General features: G+C 52.6%; 22 protein-coding genes. All 22 read left to right on the forward strand.

Annotated elements, in window-relative coordinates; translation table 11 throughout:
- Positions 1 to 67: 67 nt before the first annotated feature.
- The 22 genes from asnC to gbpA all read left to right on the forward strand — a co-directional run bounded on the left by asnC (position 68) and on the right by gbpA (position 23,197).
- On the forward strand, positions 68 to 541 hold the full coding sequence (gene asnC, locus K6958_RS20135) for a transcriptional regulator AsnC (protein WP_434085181.1): 474 nt from the start codon (positions 68 to 70) through the stop codon (positions 539 to 541).
- 155 nt (positions 542 to 696) lie between these two features.
- Entirely contained in the window at positions 697 to 1,137 is a 441-nt protein-coding gene (mioC, locus tag K6958_RS20140; RefSeq protein WP_249892729.1) for an FMN-binding protein MioC, read from the forward strand.
- Positions 1,138 to 1,580: 443 nt separating this feature from the next.
- Positions 1,581 to 3,470 carry a tRNA uridine-5-carboxymethylaminomethyl(34) synthesis enzyme MnmG gene (gene mnmG / locus K6958_RS20145; protein WP_249892730.1) on the forward strand — a complete coding sequence of 630 codons (1,890 nt, stop codon included), beginning with the start codon at positions 1,581 to 1,583 and terminating at the stop codon, positions 3,468 to 3,470.
- A gap of 101 nt (positions 3,471 to 3,571) precedes the next feature.
- The gene (gene rsmG / locus K6958_RS20150) at positions 3,572 to 4,189 is read left to right on the forward strand and encodes a 16S rRNA (guanine(527)-N(7))-methyltransferase RsmG (protein ID WP_249892731.1); all 618 of its coding nucleotides are present in this window, start codon (positions 3,572 to 3,574) and stop codon (positions 4,187 to 4,189) included.
- Between the two features lie 710 nt (positions 4,190 to 4,899).
- Positions 4,900 to 5,283, forward strand: coding sequence for a F0F1 ATP synthase subunit I (gene atpI / locus K6958_RS20155; protein WP_103060315.1), 384 nt, complete (start codon positions 4,900 to 4,902; stop codon positions 5,281 to 5,283).
- Positions 5,284 to 5,291: 8 nt separating this feature from the next.
- Positions 5,292 to 6,110: a F0F1 ATP synthase subunit A gene (gene atpB / locus K6958_RS20160; RefSeq protein WP_249892732.1), complete on the forward strand. Its 819-nt coding sequence runs from the start codon at positions 5,292 to 5,294 to the stop codon at positions 6,108 to 6,110.
- Between the two features lie 49 nt (positions 6,111 to 6,159).
- Positions 6,160 to 6,402, forward strand: coding sequence for a F0F1 ATP synthase subunit C (atpE, locus tag K6958_RS20165; RefSeq protein ID WP_038629267.1), 243 nt, complete (start codon positions 6,160 to 6,162; stop codon positions 6,400 to 6,402).
- Between the two features lie 119 nt (positions 6,403 to 6,521).
- Positions 6,522 to 6,992 (forward strand): F0F1 ATP synthase subunit B, encoded by a 471-nt coding sequence (gene atpF, locus K6958_RS20170; RefSeq protein ID WP_103060313.1) that lies wholly within the window; start codon positions 6,522 to 6,524, stop codon positions 6,990 to 6,992.
- Positions 6,993 to 7,006: 14 nt separating this feature from the next.
- The gene (gene atpH, locus K6958_RS20175) at positions 7,007 to 7,540 is read left to right on the forward strand and encodes a F0F1 ATP synthase subunit delta (protein ID WP_249892733.1); all 534 of its coding nucleotides are present in this window, start codon (positions 7,007 to 7,009) and stop codon (positions 7,538 to 7,540) included.
- 14 nt (positions 7,541 to 7,554) lie between these two features.
- Positions 7,555 to 9,096, forward strand: coding sequence for a F0F1 ATP synthase subunit alpha (atpA, locus tag K6958_RS20180; RefSeq protein WP_085069180.1), 1,542 nt, complete (start codon positions 7,555 to 7,557; stop codon positions 9,094 to 9,096).
- 52 nt (positions 9,097 to 9,148) lie between these two features.
- Positions 9,149 to 10,015, forward strand: coding sequence for a F0F1 ATP synthase subunit gamma (gene atpG, locus K6958_RS20185; RefSeq protein WP_249892734.1), 867 nt, complete (start codon positions 9,149 to 9,151; stop codon positions 10,013 to 10,015).
- Between the two features lie 122 nt (positions 10,016 to 10,137).
- Complete coding sequence (atpD, locus tag K6958_RS20190) at positions 10,138 to 11,535, forward strand: F0F1 ATP synthase subunit beta (RefSeq protein ID WP_249892735.1); 1,398 nt, start codon at positions 10,138 to 10,140, stop codon at positions 11,533 to 11,535.
- Between the two features lie 124 nt (positions 11,536 to 11,659).
- Entirely contained in the window at positions 11,660 to 12,079 is a 420-nt protein-coding gene (locus K6958_RS20195; RefSeq protein ID WP_085069175.1) for a F0F1 ATP synthase subunit epsilon, read from the forward strand.
- Between the two features lie 260 nt (positions 12,080 to 12,339).
- Positions 12,340 to 13,710 (forward strand): bifunctional UDP-N-acetylglucosamine diphosphorylase/glucosamine-1-phosphate N-acetyltransferase GlmU, encoded by a 1,371-nt coding sequence (glmU, locus tag K6958_RS20200; protein WP_249892736.1) that lies wholly within the window; start codon positions 12,340 to 12,342, stop codon positions 13,708 to 13,710.
- 108 nt (positions 13,711 to 13,818) lie between these two features.
- On the forward strand, positions 13,819 to 15,648 hold the full coding sequence (gene glmS, locus K6958_RS20205; protein ID WP_249892737.1) for a glutamine--fructose-6-phosphate transaminase (isomerizing): 1,830 nt from the start codon (positions 13,819 to 13,821) through the stop codon (positions 15,646 to 15,648).
- Between the two features lie 441 nt (positions 15,649 to 16,089).
- The gene (cspG, locus tag K6958_RS20210) at positions 16,090 to 16,302 is read left to right on the forward strand and encodes a cold shock protein CspG (protein ID WP_249892738.1); all 213 of its coding nucleotides are present in this window, start codon (positions 16,090 to 16,092) and stop codon (positions 16,300 to 16,302) included.
- A 341-nt stretch (positions 16,303 to 16,643) separates the two neighbouring features.
- The gene (gene pstS, locus K6958_RS20215) at positions 16,644 to 17,687 is read left to right on the forward strand and encodes a phosphate ABC transporter substrate-binding protein PstS (RefSeq protein ID WP_249892739.1); all 1,044 of its coding nucleotides are present in this window, start codon (positions 16,644 to 16,646) and stop codon (positions 17,685 to 17,687) included.
- Between the two features lie 106 nt (positions 17,688 to 17,793).
- Positions 17,794 to 18,756: a phosphate ABC transporter permease PstC gene (gene pstC / locus K6958_RS20220; RefSeq protein WP_249892740.1), complete on the forward strand. Its 963-nt coding sequence runs from the start codon at positions 17,794 to 17,796 to the stop codon at positions 18,754 to 18,756.
- Entirely contained in the window at positions 18,753 to 19,640 is an 888-nt protein-coding gene (pstA, locus tag K6958_RS20225) for a phosphate ABC transporter permease PstA (RefSeq protein WP_249892741.1), read from the forward strand. The genes pstC and pstA overlap by 4 nt, the downstream gene beginning before the upstream one ends.
- Positions 19,641 to 19,686: 46 nt before the next feature.
- Positions 19,687 to 20,454 (forward strand): phosphate ABC transporter ATP-binding protein PstB, encoded by a 768-nt coding sequence (pstB, locus tag K6958_RS20230; protein WP_249892742.1) that lies wholly within the window; start codon positions 19,687 to 19,689, stop codon positions 20,452 to 20,454.
- A gap of 12 nt (positions 20,455 to 20,466) precedes the next feature.
- Positions 20,467 to 21,201 (forward strand): phosphate signaling complex protein PhoU, encoded by a 735-nt coding sequence (gene phoU / locus K6958_RS20235; protein ID WP_249892743.1) that lies wholly within the window; start codon positions 20,467 to 20,469, stop codon positions 21,199 to 21,201.
- Positions 21,202 to 21,715: 514 nt separating this feature from the next.
- Positions 21,716 to 23,197 carry an N-acetylglucosamine-binding protein GbpA gene (gbpA, locus tag K6958_RS20240; RefSeq protein ID WP_249892744.1) on the forward strand — a complete coding sequence of 494 codons (1,482 nt, stop codon included), beginning with the start codon at positions 21,716 to 21,718 and terminating at the stop codon, positions 23,195 to 23,197.
- Positions 23,198 to 23,222: the final 25 nt, after the last annotated feature.

The following is a 23,222-nucleotide window of genomic DNA, read 5'->3' on the forward strand; positions in this document are numbered from 1 at the left end:
TGCCTCAGGCCAGTCGGGCATATTTTCCGGCTCAGCCAACGTCTCTTCTTCTTATACTTAACCCATCATGGAGCGTAACGTGGCAGAAACGCTACAACTTGATAATCTGGATCGCGGTATCCTTAATGCGCTGCTGGATAATGCCCGTACCGCCTATGCCGAACTGGCCAAACAATTTAACGTTAGCCCCGGTACCATTCATGTGCGGGTAGAGAAAATGCGTCAGGCCGGCATTATCAAAGGTACGCGCGTAGAGATCGATCCCAAACGTCTGGGTTATGACGTCTGTTGCTTTATCGGCATTATTCTAAAAAGCGCCCGCGATTATCCAGCGGCGCTGGCCAAACTGGAAGCGCTGGATGAAGTGGTTGAAGCCTGGTATACCACCGGTCACTACAGCATCTTTATTAAGGTCATGTGCCGATCGATCGATGCTCTGCAGTTGGTGCTTATCAACAAGATCCAGACCATTGACGAAATCCAGTCCACCGAAACCCTGATCTCGTTACAGAACCCGATCATGCGCACCATTAAGCCCTGAGCTGTGCATAACCTTATCCCGATCGTGGAGCCGCGCCAGACCGGCGGATCCACGCATTAACCCACATTAATCTTCCTGTTTTCCACAGGTAGATCCCAGCCTGATCACAGCGTACAATGCTCGCTCTTGATAGCAGCGCGTTGCAGGATCGCACTATGGCAGATATCACTCTTATTAGCGGCAGCACTCTTGGCAGTGCGGAATATGTTGCCGAACATCTGGCTGACAAGCTGGAAGAAGCGGGTTTTTCAACCGAGACGCTGCACGGCCCAACGCTGGATGAACTTTCCTTACAGGGTTTATGGCTGATCGTCAGTTCTACGCATGGCGCTGGCGAGCTGCCGGATAATCTGCAGCCTTTATATGAAACGCTGGAACAGCAGCGTCCGGATCTTTCCGACCTGCGCTTTGGCGCAATCGGCATCGGCAACCGTGAATACGATCTTTTTTGCGGCGCCATTAAGCAGTTTGAGCAGCTGATCGTTAGCCTGGGAGCAAAACGCATCGGCGAGCGGCTGGAAATTGATGTCCTTGAGCATGAGATCCCGGAAGATCCGGCAGAGGTCTGGTTAGAAAACTGGCGCTCACTGCTGTAAAAGGCGCGATCGAAGCTGGGATCTCCGCCCTTTTTTCGGTTGATCCCCAGCTTTTTGCACTGTTTTTACCTCAGGATCTTGCGGCAACCTGTGGATAACCATGCTTGAAAGGGTCTGATAACCGGTAGTTATCCAAAGTATAACCCTTGGTTCTTTTTTCAGCTGTGGATAAGATGCCATTTAGATCCCAGCTTATACGGATCAGGATCACCGATCATTCACAGCTAATGATCCTCAACAACTGATTGATCTGCTAAGCAAAGGTAGGCTTATCCACAGAAACTGGCGATCCTAATAAGAGATCTAACAAAGAGATCCTTTAAAGAATAAAGATCTTCTATTAAATACCCTGCGATCCCAGCCCTTTCGTCACGCTATGAATTTGAGTAGAATCCACGCCCCAGGGCAATGATCCCTGATCGAACACTAACGAGGTATTTCCCATGTTTTATCCCGATCCTTTTGACGTCATCGTCATTGGCGGTGGTCATGCAGGCACTGAAGCCGCTATGGCTGCGGCCCGGATGGGTCAACAAACGCTGCTGTTAACCCATAACATCGATACGCTGGGACAAATGTCCTGTAATCCGGCGATCGGCGGCATCGGAAAGGGACATCTGGTGAAAGAAGTGGATGCGATGGGCGGCCTGATGGCCAGCGCGATCGATCGTGCCGGCATCCAGTTTAGGATACTAAACGCAAGCAAAGGACCGGCGGTTCGCGCTACTCGCGCCCAGGCAGACCGGGTGTTGTATCGTCAGGCGGTACGCACTGCGCTGGAGAATCAGCCTAACCTGATGATCTTCCAACAGGCGGTAGAGGATCTGATCGTGGAAAACGATCGGGTAGTCGGCGCCGTGACCCAAATGGGGCTGAAATTTCGCGCTCGTGCGGTGGTGCTGACGGTAGGCACCTTCCTTGACGGCAAAATCCATATCGGCCTCGATAATTACAGCGGTGGCCGCGCAGGCGATCCGCCATCCATTCCGCTGGCGCGCCGTTTGCGTGAACTGCCGCTGCGTGTCAGCCGTCTGAAAACCGGTACGCCGCCACGTATCGACGCCCGCACCATCGATTTTAGCGTGCTGGCTCCGCAGTATGGCGACGACCCAATGCCGGTCTTCTCGTTTATGGGCGATGCTGCGCAGCATCCACAGCAGGTGCCCTGCTACATCACCCATACCAATGAGCAGACGCACGAGGTGATCCGCAATAACCTCGATCGTAGCCCGATGTATGCTGGCGTGATCGAAGGGATCGGCCCGCGTTACTGCCCGTCGATCGAAGATAAGGTGATGCGCTTTGCCGATCGTAACGCGCATCAGATCTTTCTTGAGCCGGAAGGGTTGACCAGCAACGAAATTTATCCGAACGGTATTTCGACCAGCCTGCCGTTTGACGTACAGATGCAAATCGTACGTTCAATGAAAGGGATGGAGAATGCGAAGATTGTGCGTCCGGGTTATGCGATTGAGTACGATTTCTTCGATCCGCGCGATTTAAAACCGACGCTGGAAAGCAAATTTATCCAGGGCCTGTTCTTTGCCGGACAGATTAACGGCACTACCGGTTACGAAGAAGCTGCGGCACAGGGCATGCTGGCGGGCCTGAACGCGGGTCGTCTCTCTGCTGAGAAAGAGACTTGGGCGCCGCGTCGCGATCAGGCTTACCTTGGCGTACTGGTTGACGATCTTTGCACCCTCGGCACCAAAGAGCCGTACCGCATGTTTACCTCACGCGCGGAATATCGCTTGATGCTGCGCGAGGACAACGCCGATCTGCGTCTGACGGAAACCGCACGCGAGCTGGGCCTGGTTGATGATGCCCGCTGGGCGCGATTCAATCAGAAACTGGAAAGCATTGAGCTTGAGCGTCAGCGCCTGCGTGATATCCACGTCCATCCTAAATCTGTGGATGTGGCGCTGGTGAATGCTGCGTTGAATACGCCGCTGACGAAAGAAGCGAGCGGCGAAGATCTGCTGCGCCGCCCTGAGCTGACCTATCAGCGTTTGATGGAGCTGGAAGGCTTTGGTCCGGGCCTGGCCGATGCGCAGGCTGCCGAGCAGGTTGAAATACAGGTTAAATATGAAGGCTATATTGCTCGTCAGCAGGAAGAGATAGATCGTCAACAGCGCAATGAAAATACGCTGTTGCCGGTGGATCTGGATTATCGCAACGTTAACGGCCTGTCGAATGAAGTGATCGCCAAACTCAACGATCACAAACCCAGCTCGATTGGCCAGGCGTCACGTATTTCCGGTATTACGCCAGCGGCAATCTCTATCCTACTGATTTATTTGAAAAAGCAAGGCCTGCTGCGTAAAAGCGCCTGATGATAAGGCGGGAAACCGCCTTATTTTCACTGGCTAACGCGCACGGTCGGCGAGATTTTTCTGTCAAAAGCCTGCCCCGCCTTTAGCGACTGGAATATTTTGTGATTAATAAACTGACTCAACTGCTCAGCGCAGCCAGCATTTCTCTGTCCGATCAGCAAAAACAGCAGCTGGTTGGCTATGTTGAACTGCTGCATAAGTGGAACAAAGCCTACAACCTCACCTCGGTGCGCGATCCGCAAGAGATGCTGGTGCGCCATATTCTCGACAGCATTGTGGTCAACCCCGCGCTGACCGGCAACCGTTTTATTGATGTCGGTACCGGACCGGGTTTACCGGGTGTGCCGTTGGCGATAGTGCGTCCTGATGCCCATTTCACCCTGCTGGATAGCCTTGGCAAGCGCATACGCTTTTTGCGCCAGGTGCAGTTTTCATTGGGCTTGCAGAACATCGAGCCGGTACAAAGCCGGGTAGAAGACTTTAACGGTGAACCTGCTTTTGACGGCGCTATTAGTCGGGCGTTTGCCTCACTGAGCGATATGGTGAACTGGTGTCACCATCTTCCCGGCAGGGAAGGGCGCTTTTATGCGCTGAAAGGGCAGCTTCCCGCAGATGAAATTGCCGCATTGCCGCCGCAATTTAAGGTAACGGATATTGTAGCGTTGAACGTTCCGCAGCTGGAAGGCGAGCGACACCTGGTGATTATTCAGGCACTTTAGCTTTTTGTGCCATTCGGTAATCGCTGGAGGGCACTTCTACCCGCGCGTCAGTGGTTAAAAAATGGCCGTTTGATTCGCTTTGTTTTTACTATTTTCTGGCAGCTTTTGTTGCACAGGCGTTAAATGAGCGCGTAGTCATTATCTGAAACTTCCTGTAATATTTAACCTTAATTTTACAAATGTTTATCATGGTGATCACGTAGTTAACGCGCAATATGCCAATAAATAGTCACTGTTGAAAATATATCGACTTTATCACTCAACCGAAGTAACGATATATTGTTGTCGAAAGTTTTAATCGTGCTGTCAAATTACGCTATTTATTATCGATCAAGGCATAATAATCGTTTATTTTTCTTATGTTGTTAAAATATAACGTTTTTTATCTTTGTCTGGAGAGGTTTTCTAAGATTATTCCTGCGTATTTTGTCAGCATTATATTAATGAAATGTGATCTAACGCACGCTTTATGAGCGCAAATTTGACGGAATTGTTGTAATAAGCAGGTCGTTTCCTTAAGAAGCGACTTTTAAAAAATAGGCCTGTCGAAAGAAATTTAAATAATTGTTCACCTTTTCGCTACTTATCGATTGAAATCGCAGGTGCGGCCCGTATAATTTGCTCGTTTTTTGCTGCTTGACTCAAAAGAGCAAAGGCAGTTTTATACGACACGCGACATACCCCGAACGGGGCAGGAGAGTTTCAGCGTCATGTCAGTGTCTCTTTACAGTGTGAAATTAGCCCGGACCGTGCTGCTATGGCAGTTGGCGACTTTGCTCGTTATCGGCGCGCTGTTTTTTGCCCTTAAAGATTTCACGTGGGGCGCATCTGCCATCGCAGGTGGACTGGCAGCCTGGCTGCCAAACGTGTTGTTTGTGATTTTGGCCTGGCGCCTGGGCGCGCAAGCCCCTGCAAAAGGGCGTATAGCCTGGAGCTTCGCGCTCGGTGAAGCGGTGAAAGTGTTTGTCACCATTTTATTGCTCATTCTGGCGCTGGGCGTGCTTAACGCGGTATTTGTGCCGGTTGGGCTAACCTGGTTATCGGTGCTGGTGGTTCAGATTGTGGCACCGGCTGTAATTAACAACAAAGGGTAAGAGGCATCATGGCTGCAGGAGAAATCTCTACTCCGCAAGAATACATAGGTCACCATCTGAATAACCTTCAGCTGGACCTGCGTACTTTCGAGCTGGTGAATCCGCACGACGCTCCGGCGACGTTTTGGGTATTAAATATTGATTCCATGTTTTTCTCCGTGGTGCTGGGTCTGATTTTCCTGGTGCTGTTCCGTAAAGTGGCCAATAGCGTCACCAGCGGCGTTCCGGGGAAATTACAGGCGGCTATTGAGCTGGTGGTTGGCTTCGTTGACGGCAACGTCCGCGATATGTACCACGGTAAAAGCAAACTTATCGCCCCGCTGGCGCTGACCATTTTCGTCTGGGTTTTCCTGATGAACTTTATGGATCTGCTACCCATCGATTTCCTGCCATATATTGGTGAGCATGTATTTGGTCTGCCTGCGCTGCGCGTGGTGCCGTCCGCTGACGTTAACGTCACGCTCTCAATGGCATTGGGCGTCTTTATTTTGATTCTGTTCTACAGCTTCAAAATGAAAGGTGTTGGTGGTTTCGCTAAAGAGCTGACCCTGCAACCCTTTAATCATCCGCTTTTCATTCCCATCAACCTGATTCTGGAAGGGGTAAGCCTGCTGTCTAAACCGGTCTCTCTCGGTCTGCGACTGTTCGGCAACATGTATGCGGGTGAACTGATCTTTATCCTGATTGCGGGTCTGTTGCCGTGGTGGTCACAGTGGGTTCTGAGTGTGCCTTGGGCCATTTTCCACATCCTGATCATTTCGCTGCAGGCTTTCATTTTCATGGTCTTGACGATTGTCTATCTGTCGATGGCATCCGAAGAACATTGATTTTTTATTAACACAACTGCGTTTTAACTGAAACAAACTGGAGACTGTCATGGAAAACCTGAATATGGATCTGCTGTACATGGCTGCCGCTGTGATGATGGGCCTGGCGGCAATCGGTGCTGCGATCGGTATCGGCATCCTCGGAGGTAAATTCCTGGAAGGCGCTGCGCGTCAACCGGATCTGATCCCTCTGCTGCGTACGCAGTTCTTTGTTGTTATGGGTCTGGTGGATGCAATCCCGATGATCGCTGTTGGTCTGGGTCTGTACGTGATGTTTGCTGTCGCGGGCTAAGCGACAGGGCCAAACGAGAGTTCATCGTTCTGGTGCGCTAAGCCTCAGACGATGAGCAGATTCTGCAGGTTGTCTTCGATAACGGCAGAGTAAGTTAACTTAACAAGAGGCATTGTGCTGTGAACCTTAACGCAACAATCCTCGGCCAGGCCATCGCGTTCGTCCTGTTTGTCCTGTTCTGCATGAAGTACGTATGGCCGCCGATTATGGCTGCCATCGAAAAGCGCCAGAAAGAAGTCGCTGAAGGCCTTGCTTCTGCAGAACGCGCCAAAAAAGATTTGGATCTCGCACAGGCAACTGCGACCGACCAGCTGAAAAAAGCGAAAGAAGAAGCTCAGGTTATCATCGAGCAGGCGAACAAACGTCGCGCTCAGATCCTGGACGAAGTGAAAGCTGAAGCTGAGCAGGAACGTAACAAGATCGTGGCACAGGCGCAGGCGGAAATTGACGCCGAGCGTAAACGTGCTCGTGAAGAGTTGCGTAAGCAAGTCGCGATGCTGGCTGTGGCCGGCGCCGAGAAAATCATCGAACGTTCCGTGGATGAAGCTGCTAACAGCGACATCGTAGATAAACTGGTCGCTGAACTGTAAGGAGGGAGGGGCTGATGTCTGAACTAATTACTGTAGCTCGCCCCTACGCCAAAGCAGCTTTTGACTTTGCCGTTGAGCATCAAAGCATCGATCGTTGGCAGCAAATGCTGACCTTCGCGGCAGTTGTCGCCAGCAACGAACAGATGGCCGAATTGCTTTCCGGTGCTTTGGCACCGGAAACCTTATCTGCCTCGTTCATCGCAGTCTGTGGTGACCAACTCGACGAAGCAGGTCAGAACCTTATCAAGGTTATGGCAGAAAACGGACGTTTGTCCGCGCTGCCGGCAGTACTGGAGCAGTACATCCACCTGCGTGACGCCTGGGAGGCGACCGCGGAAGTGGATGTCATCTCTGCCAGTGCGCTGAGCGACGAGCAGCTGACTAAAATCAGCACCGCAATGGAAAAGCGTCTGTCACGCAAAGTTAAGCTGAATTGCAAAATCGATAAGTCTGTAATGGCAGGCGTTATCATCCAGGCGGGTGATATGGTCATTGACGGTAGCGTACGCGGCCGTCTTGAGCGTCTGGCAGACGTCTTGCAGTCTTAAGGGGACTGGAGCATATGCAACTGAATTCCACCGAAATCAGCGAACTGATCAAGCAGCGCATTGCTCAGTTCAATGTCGTGAGTGAAGCTCACAACGAAGGTACTATTGTTTCCGTCAGCGACGGCATCATCCGCGTACACGGCCTGGCCGATGTCATGCAGGGTGAAATGATCGCGCTGCCGGGCAACCGCTACGCTATCGCCCTGAACCTGGAGCGCGACTCCGTTGGTGCAGTGGTTATGGGTCCGTATGCTGACCTCGCCGAAGGCATGAAAGTTAAATGCACCGGCCGTATCCTGGAAGTTCCGGTAGGCCGTGGCCTGCTGGGCCGCGTGGTTAACACCCTGGGTGAACCTATCGACGGCAAAGGCCCGATTGAAAATGACGGCTTCTCTCCGGTTGAAGTGATCGCGCCTGGCGTTATCGATCGTCAATCCGTTGACCAGCCGGTTCAGACTGGCTACAAATCTGTCGATGCGATGATTCCAATCGGTCGTGGCCAGCGTGAGCTGATCATCGGTGACCGTCAGACCGGTAAAACCGCTCTGGCTATCGACGCCATCATCAACCAGCGCGATTCCGGTATCAAATGCGTGTACGTGGCTATCGGCCAGAAAGCGTCCACCATTGCTAACGTGGTGCGTAAACTGGAACAGCATGGCGCGCTGGCTAATACCATCGTCGTGGTTGCATCCGCGTCTGAATCCGCTGCGCTGCAGTACCTGTCTCCGTATGCAGGCTGCGCCATGGGCGAATACTTCCGCGACCGCGGCGAAGACGCGCTGATCGTATACGATGACCTGTCTAAACAGGCTGTCGCTTACCGTCAGATCTCTCTGCTGCTGCGTCGTCCGCCGGGCCGTGAAGCGTTCCCGGGTGACGTGTTCTATCTCCACTCTCGCCTGCTGGAGCGCGCCTCCCGCGTCAACGCTGAATATGTTGAAGCGTTTACCAAAGGTGAAGTAAAAGGTAAAACCGGTTCACTGACCGCCCTGCCGATTATCGAAACGCAGGCGGGTGACGTTTCCGCGTTCGTTCCGACCAACGTAATCTCAATTACCGATGGTCAGATCTTCCTGGAATCTAACCTGTTCAACTCCGGTATTCGTCCGGCTGTTAACCCGGGTATCTCTGTATCCCGTGTGGGTGGCGCCGCTCAGACTAAGATCGTGAAGAAACTGTCCGGTGGTATCCGTACCGCGCTGGCACAGTATCGTGAACTGGCTGCATTCTCCCAGTTTGCTTCCGATCTGGACGATGCGACTCGTAAACAGCTGAGCCACGGTCAGAAAGTGACCGAGCTGCTGAAGCAGAAACAGTATGCGCCGATGTCCGTTGCCCAACAGGGTCTGGTGCTGTTCGCCGCTGAGCGTGGTTACCTGAACGACGTCGAACTGGCGAAAATCGGTAGCTTTGAAGCTGCGCTGTTGGCGTATGCCGATCGCGAACACGCCGAGCTGATGCAGGAAATCAACCAAACTGGTAACTACAACAACGAAATCGAAGAGAAGCTGAAAGGCCTCCTCGAAACGTTTAAAGCAACCCAGTCCTGGTAATGTCTGGCGGCTTGTCTGAAAAGGCAGGCCGCAAGGCTTTGAGGAGAAGCTAATGGCCGGCGCAAAAGAGATACGTACCAAGATCGGAAGCGTGAAAAACACGCAGAAGATCACCAAAGCGATGGAAATGGTCGCCGCCTCCAAAATGCGTAAAACGCAGGAACGCATGGCGGCCAGCCGTCCGTATGCAGAAACCATGCGCAAAGTGATTGGTCACATTGCGTTAGGTAATCTGGAATACAAGCACCCTTACCTGGAAGAGCGCGACGTTAAGCGCGTCGGCTATTTGGTCGTTTCTACCGACCGCGGGCTTTGTGGTGGTTTGAACATTAACCTGTTCAAAAAATTGCTGGCAGAGATGAAAGCCTGGTCTGATAAAGGCGTTCAGAGCGATCTGGCGATTATCGGTTCCAAGGGGCTGGCTTTCTTCGGTTCTGTAGGTGGCAATGTCGTGGCACAAGTGACCGGTATGGGTGATAACCCTTCCCTGTCCGAACTGATTGGCCCGGTAAAAGTCATGCTGCAGGCCTATGACGAAGGTCGTCTCGACAAGCTGTATGTGGTCAGCAACAAATTTAACAACACCATGTCCCAGACTCCAACGATCACTCAGCTGCTGCCGTTACCGCCAGCGGAAGGGGAAGAAGAGTTAGAGAAAAAAACCTGGGATTACCTGTACGAACCGGATCCGAAATCGCTGCTGGATACCCTGCTGCGTCGTTATGTCGAATCACAGGTTTATCAGGGCGTTGTGGAAAACCTGGCCAGCGAACAGGCCGCACGTATGGTGGCGATGAAAGCGGCGACCGACAACGGCGGCAACCTGATCAAAGAGCTGCAGTTGGTATACAACAAAGCTCGTCAGGCCAGCATCACCCAGGAACTTACCGAGATCGTCTCGGGGGCCTCCGCGGTTTAACCAGGTATACCCCGTCACTGGCGCGGCTGCCGACAGGCTGACCGGGCAGCTGAGCGTAACGCGCGATCAACGCTGCGACGATCATGACGATGGGTAGAAACGAATTAGGTAGAGGATTCAAGATGGCAACTGGAAAGATTGTCCAGATCATCGGCGCCGTAGTTGACGTCGAGTTCCCTCAGGACGCTGTACCGCAGGTGTACAACGCCCTTGAGGTTAAAAATGGTGATGCGCGTCTGGTGCTGGAAGTACAACAGCAGCTGGGCGGCGGCGTGGTTCGTACCATCGCTATGGGTACTTCCGACGGCCTGAAACGCGGCCTGGAAGTGACTGACCTTAAAAAGCCGATTCAGGTACCGGTGGGTAAAGCTACCCTGGGCCGTATCATGAACGTGCTGGGCGAGCCGATCGATATGAAAGGCGAGCTGAAAGATGAAGACGGCAGCGAAGTAGAGATCGCCTCTATTCACCGTGCTGCGCCTTCTTATGAAGATCAGTCCAACTCGCAGGAACTGCTGGAAACCGGCATCAAGGTTATCGACCTGATGTGTCCGTTTGCCAAGGGCGGTAAAGTCGGTCTGTTCGGTGGTGCGGGCGTAGGTAAAACCGTAAACATGATGGAGCTGATCCGTAACATCGCGGCTGAGCACTCAGGTTACTCGGTATTTGCCGGCGTGGGCGAGCGTACTCGTGAGGGTAACGACTTCTACCACGAAATGACCGATTCCAACGTAATCGACAAAGTTGCGCTGGTTTATGGCCAGATGAACGAGCCGCCGGGTAACCGTCTGCGCGTAGCACTGACCGGCCTGACCATGGCGGAAAAATTCCGTGATGAAGGCCGCGACGTTCTGCTGTTCATCGATAACATCTACCGCTACACCCTGGCCGGTACTGAAGTATCCGCGCTGCTGGGTCGTATGCCGTCTGCCGTAGGTTATCAGCCGACGCTGGCGGAAGAGATGGGCGTGTTGCAGGAGCGTATTACCTCCACCAAGACCGGTTCAATCACCTCTGTTCAGGCCGTTTACGTTCCTGCGGATGACTTGACTGACCCGTCTCCGGCGACCACCTTCGCCCACCTTGACTCTACCGTTACCCTGAGCCGTCAGATCGCTTCTCTGGGTATCTACCCGGCCGTTGACCCGCTGGACTCCACCAGCCGTCAGCTGGATCCGCTGGTGGTAGGTCAGGAACACTACGATACCGCGCGTGGCGTGCAGTCTATTCTGCAGCGTTACCAGGAACTGAAAGACATTATCGCCATCCTCGGTATGGACGAACTGTCTGAAGAAGACAAACTGCTGGTGGCTCGCGCACGTAAAATTCAGCGCTTCCTGTCTCAGCCGTTCTTCGTAGCAGAAGTATTTACCGGTTCTCCGGGCAAATACGTTTCGCTGAAAGACACCATCCGTGGCTTTAAAGGCATTATGGACGGTGAGTTCGATCACCTGCCAGAGCAGGCCTTCTACATGGTTGGTGCCATCGAAGAAGCCGTGGAAAAAGCGAAGAAACTGTAATGACTTTCCCCTGACTAGACAGGGGCGGCGCAGATTATCCCGGATCGCTGGCTTAAGACGGTGATTCGGGACTATCCACGGCGTCCCTTCAATAGAACGGGGGAGGTTTTCCGGGAGGTTGAAAATGGCTATGACTTATCACCTGGATGTTGTCAGCGCAGAACAGCAGATGTTCAGCGGTCTGGTACAGAAAATTCAGGTGTCAGGTAGCGAAGGTGAGCTGGGTATTTTCCCTGGCCACACGCCGCTGCTGACCGCCATTAAGCCTGGTATGGTGCGTATCGTTAAACAGCACGGCGAAGAAGAGTATATCTATCTCTCTGGCGGCGTGTTGGAAGTACAGGCAGGGACGGTTACCGTTCTGGCCGATACGGCGATTCGCGGCACAGATCTTGATGAAGCGCGTGCGTTAGAAGCGAAACGCAAAGCGGAAGAGCATATTCACAAAGCCCATGGCGACGTGGATTATGCCCAGGCTTCGGCAGAACTGGCGAAAGCCATTGCCAAGCTGCGCGTCATCGAACTGACCAAGAAAGCGATGTAATCAGGCTTAACAGCAGCTAATCATGCCAGCCCCAAACGGGCTGGCATTTTTTTTATAGATCCCGCCCCGCTCCCTCTTGCTACACAGCTAAAATTAAGCAGCTACAAAACGCCTTTTTTCGTTGTATTTATCCTCTACGGCGGTGCATTCTTGGGCGTGGTTATAATTGGAAAGCCGGTTAATTTCGCCAGGAGAAAAATGTAGTAATCTCAGGGCGAAACCGTTTAACTTTCCTCTGTAAAAATTCTATCAGGATGGCTATGTCTAACAGCGCAATGAGTGTGGTGATCCTTGCTGCCGGCAAGGGAACACGCATGTATTCCGATCTTCCTAAAGTCCTGCATACCCTGGCAGGAAAACCCATGGTTCAACACGTTATCGATGCCGCTAAAGGTGTCGGCGCGCGCGCAATCAATCTGGTTTACGGTCACGGCGGCGATCGGCTGAAGGCCACGCTGAGCGACGATGCGCTGAATTGGGTGCTGCAGGCTGAGCAGTTAGGAACCGGACACGCGATGCAGCAGGCTGCTCCTTTCTTTGCCGATGACGAAGATATCTTGATGCTGTACGGCGACGTGCCGTTAATCACCGTTGATACGCTGGCGCGGCTGTGCGCAGCGAAGCCGACAGGCGGAATTGGCCTGTTAACCGTGACGCTTGATAACCCCACCGGCTATGGACGTATCGTACGTGAAAACGGTGCGGTGACCGGCATCGTTGAGCAAAAAGATGCCTCGCCGGAGCAACTGACGATTCGTGAGATTAATACCGGCATTCTGGTGGCGAACGGCGGCGACCTGAAACGTTGGTTAAGCCAGCTCACCAACAACAATGCGCAGGGCGAATACTACATTACCGATATTATCGCGCTGGCCTCGGCGGAAGGACGACATATCGCTACCGTTCAGCCGTCACGCATTAGCGAAACGGAAGGCGTCAATAACCGCCTGCAGCTGGCGACGCTGGAACGTATTTATCAGACCGAGCAGGCAGAAAAGCTGCTGCTGGCCGGCGTAATGCTGCGCGATCCGGCGCGCTTCGATCTGCGCGGCGAGCTGCAGCACGGCCGTGATGTGGAGATCGATAGTAACGTGATCCTGGAAGGCCAGGTAAAGCTGGGCAATAACGTTAAGATCGGCACGGGCTGCGTGATCAAAAACAGCGTTATCGGCGACGGGTGTGAAATCAGCCCATACAGCGTAATTGAAGATGCTGAGCTGGAGGTCGCCTGTACCGTTGGCCCGTTTGCGCGCCTGCGTCCCGGCAGTCAGCTGGGTGAAGCCGCACACGTCGGCAACTTTGTAGAAATGAAAAAAGCCAGACTGGGCAAAGGCTCGAAGGCAGGTCACCTTAGCTATCTGGGCGATGCCGAGATCGGCTCTGGCGTAAATATCGGCGCCGGCACCATTACCTGCAACTACGACGGCGCCAATAAATCAAAAACCATTATCGGCGACGATGTATTTATCGGTTCCGATACGCAGCTGGTGGCGCCGGTAATGGTCGCGAGCGGCGCGACGATTGCCGCTGGCACCACCATTATGCAGGACGTGACCGCTGGCGAGCTGGTTTATAACCGTAAAGAACAGATTCAAAAATCGGGCTGGCAACGCCCGGTGAAGAAAAAATAAAACAATAACTCCCCACTCTCTACAAGGCTCGGGGAAACCAGCAACGCTGGTATATCAGGTCAGATGACAACGCTGGGCGCATCAGCGCCATGAGTCAGGAATAGAACTATGTGTGGAATTGTTGGCGCAGTCGCGCAACGTGATATCGCAGAGATACTGCTGGAAGGCTTGCGTCGTCTGGAGTATCGCGGCTATGACTCCGCGGGTTTAGCGGTAGTGGATCGACAAGGGCACGTCACGCGCCTGCGTCGCGTAGGTAAAGTACAGAAGCTGGCGGAGGCTGCCGAGCAGCATCCATTAATTGGCGGCACCGGTATTGCACATACCCGTTGGGCGACGCACGGCGAGCCGTCCGAAGTGAATGCGCACCCGCACATTTCTGAACATATCGTTATTGTGCATAACGGCATCATTGAAAACCATGAGCCGCTGCGTGAACTGATGATCGAACGCGGTTATCACTTCGTTTCGGAAACCGATACGGAAGTTGTGGCGCATTTGGTGCACTGGGAACAGAAACAGGGCGGCAGCCTGCGCGAAGTGGTACTACGCGTGATTCCTCAGCTGCGCGGCGCGTACGGTATGGTAATTATGGATAGCCGCGATCCGTCTCTGCTGGTGGCCGCCCGTTCAGGTAGCCCGCTGGTTATCGGCTGTGGCGTCGGTGAAAACTTTATCGCTTCCGATCAGCTGGCTTTGCTGCCGGTAACTCGCCGCTTTATCTATCTGGAAGAAGGCGATATCGCCGAGGTTACGCGTCGGGAAATCACTATCGTTGACCGCGCCGGTAATTCCGTCAAGCGCAGCGAAATCGAATCTACCGTGCAGTATGATGCCGGCGACAAAGGCGGCTACCGTCATTACATGCAGAAAGAGATCTACGAGCAGCCTAACGCGATTAAAAACACCCTGAGCGGGCGTTTTAGCCATGGCGAAGTCGATCTTTCTGAACTGGGGGCGAACGCTAATGACCTGCTGAGCCAGGTTGAACATATTCAGATCATCGCCTGCGGCACCTCCTACAACTCTGGCATGGTGGCGCGTTACTGGTTCGAATCGTTGGCTAACCTGCCCTGCGATGTGGAAATCGCCTCTGAGTTTCGTTATCGCAAATCGGCGGTCCGTAAAAACAGCCTGTTGATTACCCTGTCTCAGTCGGGTGAAACGGCGGATACGCTGGCCGCGCTGCGTTTGTCAAAAGAGCTGGGTTACCTCGGCTCGTTGGCTATTTGTAACGTCGCGGGTTCTTCTCTGGTGCGTGAATCCGATCTGGCGCTGATGACTAAAGCCGGAACGGAGATCGGTGTGGCCTCCACCAAGGCATTTACCACTCAGCTGACGGTATTGCTGATGCTGGTGGCGAAGATTGGCCGTCTGAAAGGCGTGGATGCGCAGGTTGAGCATGATATCGTCCATGCGCTGCAGGCGTTGCCGAGCCGCATTGAGCAGATGCTGGCGCAGGACAAGCTGATTGAAGCATTGGCGGAGGATTTCTCCGATAAGCATCACGCTCTGTTCCTCGGGCGTGGCGATCAGTATCCCATTGCAATGGAAGGCGCGCTGAAGCTGAAAGAGATCTCTTATATTCATGCGGAAGCCTACGCTGCTGGCGAGCTAAAACACGGTCCGCTGGCGCTGATCGATGCCGATATGCCGGTTATCGTCGTCGCGCCGAACAACGAACTGCTGGAAAAACTGAAATCCAACATCGAAGAAGTGCGCGCACGTGGCGGCCTGCTGTATGTGTTTGCCGATCGGGATGCGGGCTTTAACGACAGCGAAGGGATGAAGATCATTTCTTTGCCGCATGTAGAGGAAGTTATCGCCCCGATCTTCTATACCGTGCCGTTGCAGTTGCTCTCTTATCACGTGGCGCTAATCAAAGGCACCGACGTGGACCAGCCGCGTAACCTGGCAAAATCGGTTACTGTGGAATAAGGCGCGTGTTGCCTAAAGCGGCCGCAGGTGCGGCTGCTTTAGCGTAACGGGACAAACCCTAACGTGAAAAATCCGGTAATGCTGTTAAAAGCATGCCGGATTTTTTTATACGCAAAGCTGGCGGCGGCTAAACGCCGTTACCTTTGTTTAATCGCTCTGTTATATTTCCACTGTGGGATGCGGTTGGCGGCGCTATCGATCGACATTTTAATATTAATGAAGTTAAAGCTTGCAATGGGGATCGGACCCAGGATAGTATAGCGACATCGGTTTGAAACACAGACCTTATGTAAGCAGTTTTAGTAAAGCAGTCCTCAGTTCAAGCGTTATCTATTGATACCCTTCCTCGTGAGCTCCTCCTAAGTGCCCCATAAGTAAAAATCTGCAAAGCAGACCTATTCGTCACCAAGAGTGGCTCAAAAAACAATCAAGGAATTATCAATGTCTAACAAAATGACTGGTTTAGTAAAATGGTTCAACGCTGAGAAAGGTTTCGGCTTTATCACTCCTCAAGACGGCAGCAAAGATGTATTCGTACATTTCTCTGCAATCCAGAGCAACGATTTCAAAACCTTAGACGAAGGTCAGAAAGTTGAGTTCTCTATCGAGAACGGTGCTAAAGGCCCTGCAGCGGCCAATGTTGTCGCGCTGTAAGCGTTGATAACAGCTCGCTAGCCCTTACGATAGCGATGAAGGCAACAGCCTGAGCAGTTAAGTGTTAGTGATAAAAAACCCGCCTTGAGCGGGTTTTTTGTTTTTCATGATTGATAAGGAAATCACGATAATTTCTTCTGATGCCTTTTCCGCAATGGTTAAGTATGGCAAATCTGTTTTGCCAGGGTAAAGGGTGTCGCGCCGTTCATTTTTCCTGCGTCACAAAACTGTCATATTACGTACATCTCGCTGTCACCAAACTGTCCTATTTTCCCTCCTGCAGCAATACTAATCCTTACTACAACGGCATACACCCTGACCTTTACTCCCCTGGAGGGAATATGACACTGATGCGTAGCACCGTAGCCAAACTTGTTGCCGCCACCCTTTCGCTGAGCGCGGTTTCTGCTTTCGCAGCTACCGATCTGACTGGCGCAGGCGGCACCTTCCCGGCTCCGGTTTATGCCAAGTGGGCAGCGGATTATCAGCAAGCGACCGGCAGCAAAATTAACTACCAGGGCATTGGCTCCTCTGGCGGCGTTAAACAGATAATCGCGAAAACAGTTGATTTTGGTGCGTCCGATGCGCCAATGAAAGATGAAGATCTGCAAAAAAATGGCCTGTTCCAGTTTCCTACCGTGATTGGCGGCGTGGTGCTGGCGGTAAACCTGCCGGGCATTCAGTCTGGCCAGCTGACGCTGGACGGGCAGACCGTAGGTGATATTTACCTCGGCAAAATCAAAAAGTGGAACGACCCGGCCATCGCTAAACTGAATCCGGGCCTTAAGCTGCCAGAAACCAATATCGCTGTGGTACGCCGCGCGGATGGTTCCGGTACTTCCTTTGTCTTCACCAGCTATTTGGCCAAAGTGAACCAGGAGTGGAGCGAAAAAGTCGGCAAAGGCAACACGGTTAACTGGCCTACCGGCCTTGGCGGTAAAGGCAACGACGGCATTGCCGCTTTCGTACAACGTCTGCCAGGCTCCATCGGCTATGTGGAGTACGCGTACGCTAAACAGAACAAGCTGAGCTACACCAAGCTGATCGATGCCGATGGACAGCCGGTTTCTCCAACTGAAGAAACCTTCAGCAACGCAGCGAAAGGGGCGGACTGGAGCAAAAGCTACGCTCAGGATCTGACCAATCAGAAAGGCAAAGATGCCTGGCCGATCACCACCACCACGTTCATTCTGATGTACAAAGATCAGGCTAACGCGGAAAAAGGCGCTGAAGTGCTGAAGTTCTTTGACTGGGCGTATAAAGACGGCGACAAAACTGCCACCAGCCTGGACTACGCAACGCTGCCTGATTCAGTCGTCGAGCAGATTCGCTCAGACTGGAAAGCGCAGATCAAAGACAGTTCTGGCAAAGCGCTTTACCAGTAACCGGCTTTAACGGTGCCTGCACCGTCGCAGGGGTCGGCTGAAGGCCGACCCGCAGTATCCGGGCGGCTGAATGCCGCCCCTGTGAATTTCTTCTATCGAGACTTTTATGGCTGAATCCAGGCCGACCTTTAAGGCCCCAGGAAAACAAGGTGACATTATTTTCGGTGCGCTGGTTAAGCTGGCTGCGCTGATTGTGCTTTTGTTGCTTGGCGGCATCATTATCTCTCTGCTTATCTCCTCCTGGCCCAGTATTGAGAAATTCGGTTTCTCTTTCCTGTGGAATAAAGAGTGGGATGCGCCGAATGAGAACTTTGGCGCGCTGGTACCGATTTACGGTACGGTCGTTACCTCTATTATCGCCCTGTTGATTGCCGTGCCGGTCAGCTTTGGTATCGCGCTGTTTTTAACCGAACTGGCGCCAGGCTGGCTGCGTCGTCCATTGGGCGTGGCGATTGAGCTGTTGGCGGCCATCCCCAGTATCGTTTACGGCATGTGGGGGCTTTTCGTTTTTGCGCCGCTGTTTGCGGAATACTTCCAGACGCCGGTCGGTAACGTACTTTCCACTATTCCGTTTGTCGGCGCCCTGTTTGAAGGTCCGGCGTTCGGCATCGGCATCCTGGCTGCTGGCGTAATCCTTGCGATTATGATTATTCCTTACATCGCGTCGGTAATGCGCGATGTTTTCGAACAGACGCCGGTGATGATGAAAGAGTCCGCCTATGGCATCGGCTGTACCACCTGGGAAGTGATCTGGCGCATCGTCCTGCCGTTTACCAAAAACGGCGTGATCGGCGGCATTATGCTGGGTCTGGGACGCGCACTGGGTGAAACCATGGCGGTAACCTTTATTATCGGTAACACCTACCAGCTCGACAGCGTGTCGCTCTATATGCCGGGCAACAGTATTACTTCCGCGCTGGCTAATGAATTTGCCGAAGCGGAATCAGGCGTGCATGTTGCCGCGCTGATGGAGTTGGGGCTGATTCTGTTTGTCATCACCTTTATCGTACTGGCGATTTCCAAGCTGATGATTTTACGGCTGACGAAAAATGAAGGGGCGCGCTCATGACCACGCTGGATTTACATGCTCGTACCGAGCTACAGGCGTCGCGCCGTAAGATGCAGGCGCGACGCAGCATGCGCAACAAAATTGCGCTGACGTTATCGCTGCTTACCATGGCGTTCGGCCTGTTCTGGCTGGTATGGATCCTGTTTACCACCATTACCCGCGGCATCGATGGCTTCTCGCTGGCGCTGTTTACCGAAATGACGCCGCCGCCGAATACCGCTGGCGGCGGGCTGGCGAACGCCATCGCAGGCAGCGGCCTGTTAATCCTGTGGGCCACGCTGTTTGGTACGCCGCTGGGTATTATGGCGGGGATTTATTTGGCGGAATATGGCCGTAAATCCTGGCTGGCGGAGGTGATTCGCTTTATTAACGATATTCTGTTGTCGGCGCCGTCGATTGTGGTCGGGCTGTTCGTTTACACCATCGTGGTAGCGCAGATGCAGCACTTCTCCGGCTGGGCTGGGGTTATCGCGCTGGCGCTGCTGCAAATACCGATCGTGATCCGCACCACGGAAAACATGATGAAACTGGTGCCGGATAGTCTGCGCGAAGCGGCTTACGCGCTGGGTACGCCCAAGTGGAAGATGATCTCCGCCATTACGCTGAAGGCTTCGATTTCCGGCATTATCACCGGGGTGTTGCTGGCCGTCGCGCGTATTGCCGGGGAAACCGCCCCGCTGCTGTTTACTTCATTGTCGAACCAGTTCTGGAGTACCGACATGATGCAGCCGCTGGCTAACCTGCCGGTCACCATCTTTAAGTTCGCCATGAGTCCCTTTGCGGAATGGCAGAGCCTGGCCTGGGCAGGCGTATTGTTGATTACGCTGTGCGTTCTGCTGCTGAATATTCTGGCGCGTGTGATTTTCGCCAAATCGAAAAACTAATTACCGCGTGGTTGCGACGGCGCGGCGTTAAGAGAAAGAGAAGACTATGGTTAATCAGACTTCCGGCAAACTTCAGGTTCGCGATCTGAATTTCTATTACGGAAAATTCCATGCGCTGAAAAACATCAATCTGGAGATTGCCCGTAATCAGGTCACCGCCTTTATCGGCCCTTCCGGCTGCGGCAAATCGACCCTGCTGCGCACCTTTAATAAAATGTACTCGCTGTATCCGGAGCAGCGAGCCGAAGGCGAAATTTTATTGGATGGCGAGAATATTCTGGCCGACGCGCAGGATATCGCCCTGCTACGCGCGCGCGTCGGCATGGTCTTCCAGAAGCCGACGCCGTTCCCAATGTCAATTTATGACAATATTGCTTTTGGCGTTCGTCTGTTTGAGAAGCTGCCGCGTGCCGAGATGGATGAACGCGTGCAGTGGGCGCTGAGTAAAGCGGCGCTGTGGAATGAAACCAAAGACAAGCTACATCAGAGCGGCTATAGCCTTTCTGGCGGTCAGCAGCAGCGCCTGTGTATTGCGCGCGGTATCGCTATTCGACCGGAAGTGCTGTTGCTGGACGAGCCTTGCTCGGCGTTGGATCCTATTTCAACGGGCCGTATCGAAGAGCTGATTACCGAGCTGAAACAGGATTACACCGTGGTGATCGTTACGCATAATATGCAGCAGGCTGCACGCTGTTCCGATCACACCGCATTTATGTATCTGGGCGAACTGATTGAATTCAGCGATACCGACACGCTGTTTACCAAACCGCATCAGAAACAAACTGAAGACTACATCACTGGCCGCTATGGTTAACTGGAGATCGGTATGGACAATTTAAACCTGAACAAGCATATCTCCGGCCAGTTTAACGCTGAGCTTGAGCATATCCGCACCCAGGTGATGATTATGGGCGGCATGGTAGAGCAGCAGCTCACCGATGCAATTACCGCGATGCATAATCAGGATGCTGAGCTGGCGAAGCAGGTTATCGATGGTGACCAGAAGGTCAACATGATGGAAGTGGATATTGATGAGGCCTGCGTGCGTATTATCGCCAAGCGCCAGCCGACCGCCAGCGATTTGCGGCTGGTAATGGCGATCATCAAAACCATTTCTGAGCTGGAGCGCATTGGCGACGTCGCGGAAAAAATCAGCCGTACGGCGCTGGAGAAGTTCAGCCAGCAGCATCAGCCGCTGTTGGTCAGCCTGGAGTCGTTGGGGCGACATACAATCCAGATGCTGCATGACGTTCTGGACGCCTTCGCGCGGATGGATCTGAGCGCGGCGGTAGAAATTTATCGTGAAGATAAAAAAGTCGACCAGGAATATGAAGGCATTGTGCGTCAGCTGATGACCTACATGATGGAAGATCCGCGTACGATTCCCAGCGTACTGACCGCCCTGTTCTGTGCCCGCGCCATCGAACGTATTGGTGACCGCTGCCAGAATATTTGCGAAATCATCTTCTATTTCGTAAAGGGGCAGGATTTCCGACACGTGGGCGGCGACCGTCTCGACAAATTGCTGGCGGGTGAAGAAAACGGCAGCAGTCCCGCCTGATTTAAGCGACCCGCAGGCCATAGCGGTCTGCGGGTTGGCCTCTTAGCTTGCTTAAGAGGATAATCTTTATCTGCGATGCTCACGGCGTGAACGAGTGAGAAATAATTTTCTTAATAAACTTTTTCTTGCGCAGAGGCTATCACGCCTTCTACTTTGCTTCATTTTTCCCCTCATCCGCTAATAATGACATGGCGATAAGCCTTAAAGAGTGATTGCTACAGCTAATATATCTTTTCGCCAGGTTATAAATAATATTTATTCATGGCAGCCATGCATTAGCGCATTGTTTATTATTAGTCTTAAAGATTTTATTTTGTGCGGGTAAGCGCCTTGCAGTATGTATTTTCCACTGCTTAGTTAATACGAAGTGCTAAATGAACGCAGCTGCTTATATCCCAAGAAATAAGATTAAATTCATCAAGTGCTTTCGTCTTAACTAAAGCGAAAAGCATTCCCATAGTTTGTCTTATCACTATATAACTGCCCCCTGATTTATTTACAGGGAAGTAGAGATATGAAGGTAAAATTAATCGCTTTAGCCGTATCAGCAATGACCATAAGCGGTGCATGGGGGCATGGTTATTTAATGGATCCGCCGAGCAGGGCTTATCAATGTAAGCTGGGCAATAATCAGGAGTGCGGTAACGTCACCTGGGAGCCGCAGAGCGTAGAACAAAAATCAGGGTTTCCAGACGCTGCGTTACCGTACGATGGTGAACTGGCCAGCGCTGGTATTCCATCCTTTTCGCAGCTCAATCGCCAATCCGCCGACGCCTGGGCTAAAACCTCTATAAAGGCGGGCCGGCAGACTTTTGTCTGGCATCATACCGCGCCTCATAAAACAACCAACTGGCGTTACTACATCACTAAACAGGGATGGGATCCTAACGCGGCTTTGACCCGTGATGCATTTGAGTTAACGCCCTTCTGTGTGATTGAGGGTAATGGCCAGGCACCCGCGGTAGAAACGGCGCATGAATGTGATGTGCCTGAGCGTACCGGCTATCAGGCTATTTATAGCGTGTGGGAAATCGCGGATACCGCGAACAGTTTCTATCAGATAGCCGATATTGTCTTTGCCGGGGATAATCCTACGCAGGCCGATCCGTCCGATAGCTGGGGCAGAATGCTGGAGGGGCAGATGTATGGTAAAAATCTACGGGCAGGCGACAAGGTTAAGGTTCGTTTTTTCCGGGCCGATGCAGAGCTGATCTCTTTTACCACCACGCTAACCATCACCGATGAGCTTACCGATAAAAATCGCTGGTCTAAAGCTTTGGCGGCGGCGGTGAATGAAAAAGCCGACGCTGAGAAATGGGGCATTCGCGCTGGGGTAAAAGATGCGCAGGGGAAAATTGAACCGGTTTTTGGCGCCAATAAGATCTATATCTCTTCAGCGCCGGAAACTCTGGATCCGGTACGCAGGCTACAATCGATTGCGATCTCTTATGAAGAGAGCGCCACAAATACTAACGAACAGTTAGAAATTAGCGAGTTACTCACCAGCAAGGTACAAAATGGGAAATCGACCCTGACATTTAACCTCTGGACTGCCGGTAAATGGGCGGTGGAAGCGAAGGTATACGACAGCATTGGCACGGTAAAGGGCTATACCAAAACCGCGTTGGAAAATGTCGATGGACCTATTTCCTTTGATTTGGACCAAGTTACAGCAGATGAAACTTACACACTCAGCCTTATCGCCACCAACGAGCAGGGCGAGCTAATCCAGGCGAAGCCGCAGCAGTTTACGCTGCAGTCCGCTACCCCGGAAGCGGAGAAGCCCGCGGCGGATACCGTGAAGTACGACGAAACGTTCCCCCATAACAAATCAAGCTACAAATCCGGTACGCGGGTATTACAGCCTAAAAACGGTAAGGTTTATCAATGTAAACCTTTCCCGTATTCAGGCTATTGCTCACAGTGGTCGAGCAGCGCGACGCAATTTGAGCCTGGCATCGGCTCACACTGGCAGCAGGCGTGGATTGAAAAATAAACGTTTGTGACGAAACAGTCGCCTC

Origin of the sequence: Mixta hanseatica, from assembly GCF_023517775.1 — a bacterium.
GTDB lineage: Bacteria > Pseudomonadota > Gammaproteobacteria > Enterobacterales > Enterobacteriaceae > Mixta > Mixta hanseatica.